Genomic DNA, 9,534 nt, shown 5'->3' on the forward strand with positions numbered 1-9,534 from the left:
AAAACTGCATAAAAAGGACGGCCTACTATTTTTTAATTGAGCATGTTGATTTTTTTAAATTGGATAGCTAAAAGTTGTCAATTTAATGACTTTCAATTTGTTATTCGCATGATCTATTTTCTCGCTATGATATGATACTTTCACTTTTAAAATGTTAACGAGAAAAAAATGACTACGCCTCAAAATGAAAATATTCATATTCAATCAGAAACAGTGTTAATTACACCTCTAGAATTAAAAAACTTAATACCAGCCTCTGACAGTGTTTATCAATTCATTACTGAATCTCGCCAAATTGTTTCTAATATTGTGCATAAAAAAGATCCTCGTTTTTTAGTTATTTGTGGGCCTTGTTCTATTCACGATATCGATGCAGCTAAAGAATATGCCGTAAAATTAAAAAAGTTACACGAGCAATATAAAGATACCTTGTATATTGTTATGCGCGTGTATTTTGAAAAACCACGTACAACTGTTGGTTGGAAGGGCTTAATTAATGATCCGCACATGGATGATTCTTTTGATATCGAAACAGGATTAAAACAAGCACGTGAACTTCTGTTATGGATCTCTGAGTTAGGATTGCCGATTGCAACAGAAGCGTTGGATCCTATTAGCCCTCAATATTTGGGCGATCTGTTCAGTTGGGCGGCCATTGGTGCGCGTACTACTGAATCGCAAACGCACCGTGAAATGGCTAGTGGCTTATCAATGCCGGTTGGTTTCAAAAATGGTACGGATGGTAATTTAGCAACCGCTGTTAATGCGATGCAATCAGCCTCTTCTCCGCATCGTTTTATGGGCATTAATCAGCAAGGGCAAAGTGCTTTATTACAAACTAGCGGAAATCAAGATGGCCATGTCATTCTTCGCGGTGGTGGTGGTAAACCAAACTACGATTCCCTTAATGTTGCTTTAGCTCAACAGGCTCTTCATAAAGCAGGGGTTGAAGATATTTTGATTGTTGATTGTAGTCATGCGAATTCTAATAAAGATTATTCACTGCAGCCCTTAGTCGCTAAAGATGTTTTTCATCAAGTGATTGAAGGCAATAAATCTATTATCGGTATTATGCTCGAAAGCAATATCAATGAAGGTAATCAAGCTGCAGATTTAGCAAAAGAAGAACTTAAATATGGTGTATCAGTAACGGATGCCTGCATTAATTGGGATACAACCGGCCAACTACTTGCTGATGCAGTTAGTTTGTTAAAAGACACTTTAAAAACAAGATAAGAAGAAATCTATGCCTTTAAGTAAATTAAGAGATCAAATTGATGCTGTTGATCAACAGTTAATTGATTTACTCGCTGAACGTTTACGTTTGGTCGGCGAGGTTGGTGAAGTAAAAACTGAACATGGCTTGCCTATTTACGCACCAGATCGCGAAGCTGCGATGCTTGATAAACGTCGTAGAGAAGCGGAGTCAAAAGGTGTACCAGCCAATTTAATTGAAGATATTTTGCGCAGGACAATGCGTGAGTCTTACGCAAGTGAAAATGAAACAGGTTTTAAAACCATAAATCCGAAGATGAAACGCATCGTTATCATTGGCGGTAATGGTTTATTAGGTAAACGTTTTGTTGAAATGTTTGAACTGTCCGGCTATCAAGTTGATATTTTAGGACGCGCTAACTGGGATCAAGCGCAGCAAATTTGCAGCAAAGCAGGTTTGGTTATTGTCGGTTCTCCTATTGATGTTACTGAATCGGTTATTAAACAACTTTCTTATTTACCTGAAGATTGTATTCTTGCGGATATAACCAGTGTTAAAGCAGGTCCTTTGCAAGCGATGCTTGATGTTCATAAAGGCCCTGTTGTCGGTTTACATCCTATGTTTGGTCCAGATATATCTAGTTTTGCGAAACAGGTTGTTGTTTATTGTGATGGTCGCGGACAAGACAAATATATGTGGCTAATTGAACAGATGAAAATCTGGGGGGCACATCTTTACAACGTCAAAGCTGAAACTCATGATGAGTCAATGACCTTAATTCAAGCGTTGCGTCATTTTACAAGTTTTGTATATGGTGTTCATTTGCAGGAAGTAAACGCAGATTTAAAACAGTTGCTTGATTTAAGTTCACCAATTTATCGTTTGGAACTGGCAATGGTTGGGCGATTGTTTGCTCAAGAGCCATCCTTGTATGCGGATATAATTCTTTCTCAGAAAAATAATTTAACTATGATTAAACGTTATCATAAGCATTTTTCTGAAGCGATTGAGTTACTGGAAAATGCAGATAGAGATGCCTTTATCAACCGTTTTAAATCAGTAACTAATTGGATGGGAGATTATTCCTCTTTATTCCTTAACGAAAGTCGTGTGCTTTTACAGCAGGCTCACGATAATCGCCATTATGAAGATAAATAATTTTTCTTCAGGCAAATAAAAAGGAGGTTATTAACCTCCTTTTTATTTATCTATTGCTTGCCTATTTTATGCGGCAAACTCTTTATTTAATTTGATTTCAGCATCAGACTCAATTTCAATCTCAGGCTCGTCAATAGCTTGTCCTGAAATTTCACCATTACGGCACATATCTTTTCCATGATTTTTTGCGCGATTCGCTTCAGATTTGTGAAGGTGCTTATTTAGTTGACGTTCGATTTTTTGGAATAATTGTCCGATTGCTGTATAGAGATCATCGTGTTCTGCATGAGCAAATACTTTACCATTAGGTATACCAATAGTTGCTTCGATTTTTACGCCTTTAGGCTCTTTGGTGATGATGCAGTGTGGTTTAATTAAAGGAATTTGTAGTTTTTCTAATCTTTGGAAACGTTCCTCTACTTTGTTACGCATTGTGTCAGTAATAGTAATTTGTTTGCTTGTAATTTCAATTCTCATAGAAGACACCTTTTGGTTATACACGTATTGTGTTCATAAATAGATTAGGCTTTTTTCTTGATTTAAAACGTGATCTAGATCTCATTTAATCGGCTTTTATTATTAAGGAAATTATTCTTTGACCTATGTTTATTTTCTTTCAAAAAAATTAAAGATTGCTTGTTGAAAGTAAAAACTTAGGGCATTCTTGAATGGATAAGTTCCTCTCTTTATATCTCCTTTTTTACTAAAACAGCTTTTTTTCATTTCTTGTTTTGTTATCGTTACTCTATTACTCCTTTTTTCGATTAAAGTTGATTTATTACATGTCGCGACTCCTTACCTTTAAGTTTATACGTATTTTGGTATTTTGCTATTTATGTACTAGCAGTTATTTTTTATTTGCGACTCCCTGGGTGCATGCTTTAAGTATGTACGGCGATTTTAAATATCCTGAAAAATTTACCCACTTTCAATATACAAATCCAAATGCACCAAAAGGTGGTGTTTTTAAACAAGCTTCTATCGGTAGCTTTGATTCATTAAACCCTTTCATTGTAAAGGGAAATGCAGCCGCGGGTATTAATATGATTTATGACTCACTGCTTAAACAATCCAGTGATGAGCCTTTTAGCGGTTATGGATTGATTGCCAAGAAAGTAAAAGTGGCAAAGGATTTTTCTTCAGTGAGTTTTTTAATAAATGGAAATGCACGTTTTCATGATGGAAAAAGTATTCAAGCCAGTGATGTGAAATTTAGTTTTGAACTGTTAGTTGAAAAAGGCGCTCCTCATTTTCGCTCTTATTATTCGGGTGTAAAAGAGGTGGTCGTTGATAACCCGTTACAAGTGACTTTTTATTTTAAAGAGAGTGGCAATCGTGAATTACCATTGATTATTGGTCAAATCCCCATTCTTCCTGAACATTACTGGTTGGATAAAGACTTTTCTAAAAGTAGCTTAGCTATTCCGATCGGCTCTGGTGCTTATCAGGTCGGTAGTTTTCAAGCATCTAAAAGAATAACTTATCAACGGGTTAAAGATTACTGGGCAAAAGATTTGCCGGTCAATAAAGGTCTGTTCAATTTTGACACTATGATTTTTGATTATTATCGCGATGATAGCGTTGCTTTTGAGGCGTTTAAGTCAGGGGCGTTTGATTATCGTCTTGAAAGTTCATCAAAACGTTGGGCGACCGGTTACAGCGGTGATAATTTTGCTTCGGGTAAGATTGTTACTTATAAAATAGACGATAAAAATCCTCAGGGGATGCAGGGGTTCTGGTTTAATCTGCGCAAAGAAAAATTTAAAGATGTCAATGTTCGCGAAGCGCTCAGTTTATTATTTGATTTTGAATGGGCGAATAAAACCCTTTTTTACGGCGCTTATACGCGGATTAATAGCTTTTATGCTGGCTCTGAGCTTGCAACCGGGCGAGAAATCTCTTTGCCTGAAATTGATATTTTATCTCCTTATAAAGCTTCATTATCCAACGCTGTTTTTGACCCTATTGATTTTCCGAAAACAAATGCCGATGGCAATGTGCGTTTGCAGATGAGAAAAGCGGTCAAATTACTTTCGAGTGCGGGTTATCAGTTAAAAGACAGCAAAATGCAGAATAAAAACGGTGAGCAATTAAGCTTTGAGTTCTTACTGTACAGTAAAGATTTTGAGCGTGTTGTGCATCCCTTCCGACGTAACTTACAGCGAATTGGTATTAAAACCTCGATCCGTTTAGTGGATGTTTCTCAGTTTATTAATCGTTTGAACAGTTTTGATTTTGATTTAGTTTCAATGCGCAAAGGACAATCCATTTCTCCGGGTAATGAGCAGCTCGGTTACTGGGGGTGCGATAGCAGTATGCAGGTGGGGACGGCCAATTGGGCGGGAGTCTGCTCGCCGGTGATCGATAAATTAGTCACAAAACTAATTATGTCGGATACACGAGAAGAGTTAGTGAATACAACCAAAGCGTTAGATAGGGTCTTGCTTGCACAGCATATGGTTATTCCGCAATGGTATCTTCCAGCTTATCGCATCGCTTATTGGGATAAATTTTCTCGTCCGCAGATTGCGCCTACCTATGATTTAGGGCTGTCAACTTGGTGGCTCACTCCACCTGAAAACAGCGACGGAGAGCTGCATTAATGAACCATTATATTTTACGGCGTTTGTTACTTATTATTCCGACATTACTTGGCATTATGACCATTAATTTTTTTATTGTGCAGATAGCACCAGGCGGTCCTGTCGAGCAGGCCATTGCACAATATCAAGGAATAGACAGTGGTAATTCAACGCGTATTGCTTCGGGCACCAGTAGCGATATAAAACAAAATAGTAATACAAGCAAATATCGCGGTGCGCAGGGAGTCGATCCTGAATATATCGAAGCGCTTGAAAAGTTATACGGTTTCGATAAACCACTAGGCGAACGTTATTTTTCAATGTTATGGCGTTATGCTAAATTTGATTTTGGCGAGAGCTTTTACCGTAATCAGAAAGTTACCGATCTGATTATTGATAAAATGCCGGTTTCTATCTCTTTGGGACTTTGGACTACTCTGCTTGCTTATTTGATCTCTATTCCGCTGGGTATAAAAAAAGCAACCTCACACGGCAGTCGTTTCGATATATGGAGCAGTACAGTTGTTACTATCGCCTATGCAATTCCCGCTTTTATTTTGGCCATTATTTTAATTGTTTTATTTGCAGGCGGCTCCTATTATGACTGGTTTCCTCTGCGCGGTTTAACATCTGATAATTTCTCCGAGCTGAGTGTTTGGGGACAAATTAAAGATTATTTCTGGCATTTGACGCTGCCCATTTCAGCTTCAGTTTTAGCCAGTTTTGCCACACTGACCATGTTAACTAAAAACTCCTTTCTTGATGAGATCCATAAACAATATGTGGTTACGGCGCGGGCTAAAGGCTGTTCTAAAAGCCGTATTTTATATGGCCATATTTTTCGTAATGCGATGTTATTAGTATTAGCGGGTTTACCTGCCGCTCTGATAGGTATTTTTTTCACGGGATCAATGTTAATTGAAGTTATTTTTTCATTAGATGGATTAGGTTTATTGAGCTTTGAATCTGTTATTAATCGCGATTACCCGGTGATATTTGCTTCACTGTATATTTTTACTTTAGTTGGGTTGGTGCTGAAATTGATCAGTGATATCACCTATACCTTGATCGATCCCCGTATTACCTTTGAAGGACGATAAAATGTCATTAGTTCGTACATGGCAAAATATGAAAAATAACCCTATCAATGGCGATCGCTGGTTACAGTTTAAAAACAACAAGCGCGGCTACTGGTCGTTATGGATATTTCTTATTCTTTTTTTGCTTAGCCTATTGGCCGAGCTGTGGATAAACGACAAACCGATTATGGTTTCCTACCAGCAGCATTGGTATTTTCCTATTGTTGAAGATATTCCTGAGAACAAGTTAGGGGGAGATTTTGATATCAGTACCGATTATCGTGATCCCTATATGGTCGGGCAAATTGAGAAAGAGGGCTGGATAATCTGGCCACTGGTGCCCTTTTATTTTGACAGCATTAACTTTGAGTTAACAGAATCCGCCCCTTCACCACCTAGTAAAATTAATTACTTAGGAACAGATGATCAGGGACGAGATCTGCTTGCCCGCCTGGTTTATGGCTTTCGAATATCGGTATTATTTGCATTAACTTTAACTTTTATCAGTTCCGTAATTGGTATTGTTGTGGGGGCCATTCAAGGTTACTACGGCGGACGTATTGATCTTCTGGGGCAGCGAATACTAGAGATTTGGGAAGGTCTACCTATGCTCTTTATGTTGATTATTTTAGCGAGCTTTGTTGAACCGACATTCTCCTGGCTATTAGGATTAATGATCTTATTCAGCTGGCCGAGCCTGGTGAGTGTGGTGCGTGCCGAGTTTTTACGTGGCCGGCATCTGGAGTATGTGAAAGCGGCAAGTGCATTAGGTGTTAGCGATAGCAAAATTATGTTTAAACATATTTTGCCCAATGCGATGATAGCCACATTAACCTTTATGCCCTATCTATTTACGGGCGCGTTAACAACTTTAACATCGTTGGACTTTCTTGGTTTTGGTTTACCGCTTGGTTCTGCCTCCCTGGGGGAGATGGTTGCACAAGGTAAAGATAATTTACATGCTCCGTGGCTGGCAATTACAGCCTTTATTTCTCTTTCAACTATTTTAGTTTTATTAGTCTTTATCGGTGAAGCGACGCGTGATGCTTTTGATCCCAGGAAAACATTATGAGCCTTGAAATCGAATCAAATAAGCTGTTAAAAGTTCAGGATCTGTCTATTAGTTTTGCACAACAAGAGATTGTTAAAGGTGTAAATTTTACTCTTGAGAAAGGACAGACACTGGCGATCGTTGGTGAAAGCGGGGCGGGTAAATCGCTGCTTGCTTTATCTATTTTACAACTACTGCCTTACCCGCATGCTCATCACCCGTCAGGGGAAATATACCTGTCTGGACAACCGTTAGTTGGCAAGGGGGAAACTGTGTTAGAGGCGATTAGGGGGAATAAAGTCGGCATGATTTTTCAGGAGCCGATGACTTCACTTAACCCGTTGCACACGGTGGAGAAACAGATTGCTGAAACTCTGTTAATTCATAAAGGGCTAACAGGTAAAAAAGCGCAGATTAGAACGCTTGAGTTACTGGACCTGGTTGGCATTGAGTCACCGGAAACACGTTTAGGATCGTATCCTCATGAACTGTCTGGCGGGCAACGCCAGCGAGTGATGATTGCGATGGCATTAGCCAATGATCCAGAACTGTTGATTGCGGATGAGCCGACAACTGCGCTTGATGTCACCATTCAAAAACAAATTCTGGATCTATTAAAGTCATTGCAAAAACGCCTTAATATGGGCATTTTATTGATCACTCATGATCTGCATATTGTGCGCTCTATAGCTGATTCAGTATTGGTTATGCGTAACGGTAAATCTATTGAATATAACAGTAAAAATGCATTGTTTGAAAACCCGCAGCAGCAATACACAAAAACCTTATTAAATGCGATACCGTCAGGGGAGATGGCTGCGCTGGAAAATCCACAATTGATATTAAGTGCAGAAAATATAAATGTTGCTTATCCACTGAAAAAGAATTTTTGGGGTAAAACAATAAACAGCTTACAAGCGGTAAAAGATGTGAGTTTACAGATCCATCAAGGAGAAACGGTCGCCATTGTTGGTGAGAGTGGTTCCGGAAAAAGTACCTTGGCGCAGGCGATACTGCAACTCAACAAAAGTACAGGAAAAGTTGTTTATCTTGGTAAGCAGATAGATTCGATTAAACATAACGAGTTGCAGAAATTACGCGCAAAATTACAAATTGTTTTTCAAGATCCGTTTGCCAGTTTAAGCCCCCGTTTATCAGTGCGAGATATTATTGCTGAAGGTTTAGAGGTCCATAACCCGCAGCTAACGAGAGAGCAAATAGACAGTGAAGTTGAGTCTGTTTTAAATAGGGTGGGTCTTGATAAAGAGAGTGCTTTACGTTATCCGCATCAGTTTTCTGGTGGGCAGCGGCAGCGAATATCTATCGCTCGCGCATTAATTTTACGGCCTCAACTGATCGTTCTGGATGAACCGACATCCGCATTAGATCGAAGTATTCAGAAGCAGATATTAGCCTTGTTAATCTCATTACAAAAAGAGTTTTCTTTAAGTTATCTTTTTATTAGTCACGATCTGTCCGTTGTGAAATCTATTAGCCATCGTGTTTTAGTTATGCGAGCTGGTGAAATAATAGAACAGGGAGCGACCAATAAGATATTTGCACAGCCACAACAAAAATACACTCAGATATTATTATCATGCTCGACAATATGATGCTACATTAACAAATGCTCTGAATATAAATATTTTTTATTATTATTACTAAGTTGAGTTGCCATGAAAAAAATATTTTTTTTGTGTTTTTGTTTGCTCTCTAGTTCAAGTTTTGCGGCTTCCTTGACCCTTAGCCAGCAAAGGCAAATATATGCGCAAGCAACTAATTTTCAAGAACAAAAGATGTGGCCTGAAGCCGCGCAAAAGTCAAAGCTAATTTCTGAATATCCATTAACTTATCTGCTAGATTACCAATACCTTAAAGCCAACTTTAATCGAAATAGTTTACTTGCGGTACAGTCCTTTATTGAGGATAACTCTGGCCATAAAGTCAGTAATGATCTGCAACGAGATTATTTATATTATCTAGGAAAGAATAAATATTGGCGTGAGTTTCTCTCCTTTTATCCGCAACTACCAAATTCGCTCGCTTTGAAATGTTTTCATTTTCAAGCTCAACTAGATCAAGGAGCAGCAGATGAAATTTGGCCAGTGGTTCAAAAAACTTGGTTGAGCGGATATTCTTTACCTAATGCCTGCGATAGCGTTTTTCACCATTATTTAGAAAATAATCAAATATCTGAAGCGTTAATTTGGCAACGCTTTCAATTAGCTTATTTAAAAAATCAAAAATCGTTAATGTCTCATTTAATAAAGTTAATGAATGACTCAAACAGGGCGTTAGCGCAGCAGTTGTATGATTTAAATAAAGAGCCCGGAAAGTTACTAAGCAGTGAATTATTTACAAGTCGTCAACAAGCCAGCTACTCTTTTTTATTGACCAGTATTAAGCGTCTCGCTAAAAAAGATATTAACTTAGCGATGAATGCATATT

The 9,534-nt window shown here is 38.2% G+C and carries 7 protein-coding genes and 1 pseudogene; 7 read left to right on the plus strand and 1 reads right to left on the minus strand.

What is annotated here, in order from left to right:
• Positions 1–168: 168 nt before the first annotated feature.
• Together AC4GME_RS07545 and tyrA are read left to right on the plus strand one after the other, a co-directional pair.
• Complete coding sequence (locus AC4GME_RS07545; protein WP_490378453.1) at positions 169–1,236, plus strand: 3-deoxy-7-phosphoheptulonate synthase; 1,068 nt, start codon at positions 169–171, stop codon at positions 1,234–1,236.
• A gap of 10 nt (positions 1,237–1,246) precedes the next feature.
• Positions 1,247–2,374 carry a bifunctional chorismate mutase/prephenate dehydrogenase gene (gene tyrA, locus AC4GME_RS07550; protein ID WP_490378452.1) on the plus strand — a complete coding sequence of 376 codons (1,128 nt, stop codon included), beginning with the start codon at positions 1,247–1,249 and terminating at the stop codon, positions 2,372–2,374.
• Positions 2,375–2,440: 66 nt separating this feature from the next.
• Here the strand turns inward: tyrA and hpf are convergent, their stop codons facing one another.
• Positions 2,441–2,851 carry a ribosome hibernation-promoting factor, HPF/YfiA family gene (gene hpf, locus AC4GME_RS07555; protein WP_490378451.1) on the minus strand — a complete coding sequence of 137 codons (411 nt, stop codon included), beginning with the start codon at positions 2,849–2,851 and terminating at the stop codon, positions 2,441–2,443.
• A gap of 410 nt (positions 2,852–3,261) precedes the next feature.
• Between hpf and AC4GME_RS07560 the strand changes: the two genes are divergently transcribed.
• The 5 genes and pseudogenes from AC4GME_RS07560 to AC4GME_RS07580 all read left to right on the plus strand — a co-directional run.
• Entirely contained in the window at positions 3,262–4,977 is a 1,716-nt protein-coding gene (locus tag AC4GME_RS07560; protein WP_490379197.1) for an extracellular solute-binding protein, read from the plus strand.
• Complete coding sequence (locus tag AC4GME_RS07565) at positions 4,977–6,056, plus strand: microcin C ABC transporter permease YejB (RefSeq protein WP_490378147.1); 1,080 nt, start codon at positions 4,977–4,979, stop codon at positions 6,054–6,056. Before AC4GME_RS07560 ends, AC4GME_RS07565 begins: the two co-directional genes overlap by 1 nt.
• Before the next feature lies 1 nt (position 6,057).
• Entirely contained in the window at positions 6,058–7,107 is a 1,050-nt protein-coding gene (locus AC4GME_RS07570; RefSeq protein WP_490378146.1) for an ABC transporter permease, read from the plus strand.
• Positions 7,104–8,699, plus strand: a complete 1,596-nt coding sequence (locus tag AC4GME_RS07575; RefSeq protein WP_490378145.1) for an ABC transporter ATP-binding protein — start codon at positions 7,104–7,106, stop codon at positions 8,697–8,699. The genes AC4GME_RS07570 and AC4GME_RS07575 overlap by 4 nt, the downstream gene beginning before the upstream one ends.
• 183 nt (positions 8,700–8,882) lie before the next feature.
• Positions 8,883–9,534: pseudogene (locus tag AC4GME_RS07580) on the plus strand (transglycosylase SLT domain-containing protein); the annotation flags it as partial.

The organism is Psychromonas sp. (assembly GCF_983033635.1).

Bases quoted from the DNA above. Each gene is read 5' to 3' on its own strand.
- AC4GME_RS07570 (WP_490378146.1), top strand. From the start codon at position 6,058: ATGTCATTAGTTCGTACATGGCAAAATATGAAAAATAACCCTATCAAT.
- AC4GME_RS07545 (WP_490378453.1), top strand. From the start codon at position 169: ATGACTACGCCTCAAAATGAAAATATTCATATTCAATCAGAAACAGTG.
- hpf (WP_490378451.1), bottom strand. From the start codon at position 2,851: ATGAGAATTGAAATTACAAGCAAACAAATTACTATTACTGACACAATG.
- AC4GME_RS07560 (WP_490379197.1), top strand. From the start codon at position 3,262: ATGTACGGCGATTTTAAATATCCTGAAAAATTTACCCACTTTCAATAT.
- AC4GME_RS07565 (WP_490378147.1), top strand. From the start codon at position 4,977: ATGAACCATTATATTTTACGGCGTTTGTTACTTATTATTCCGACATTA.
- tyrA (WP_490378452.1), top strand. From the start codon at position 1,247: ATGCCTTTAAGTAAATTAAGAGATCAAATTGATGCTGTTGATCAACAG.
- AC4GME_RS07575 (WP_490378145.1), top strand. From the start codon at position 7,104: ATGAGCCTTGAAATCGAATCAAATAAGCTGTTAAAAGTTCAGGATCTG.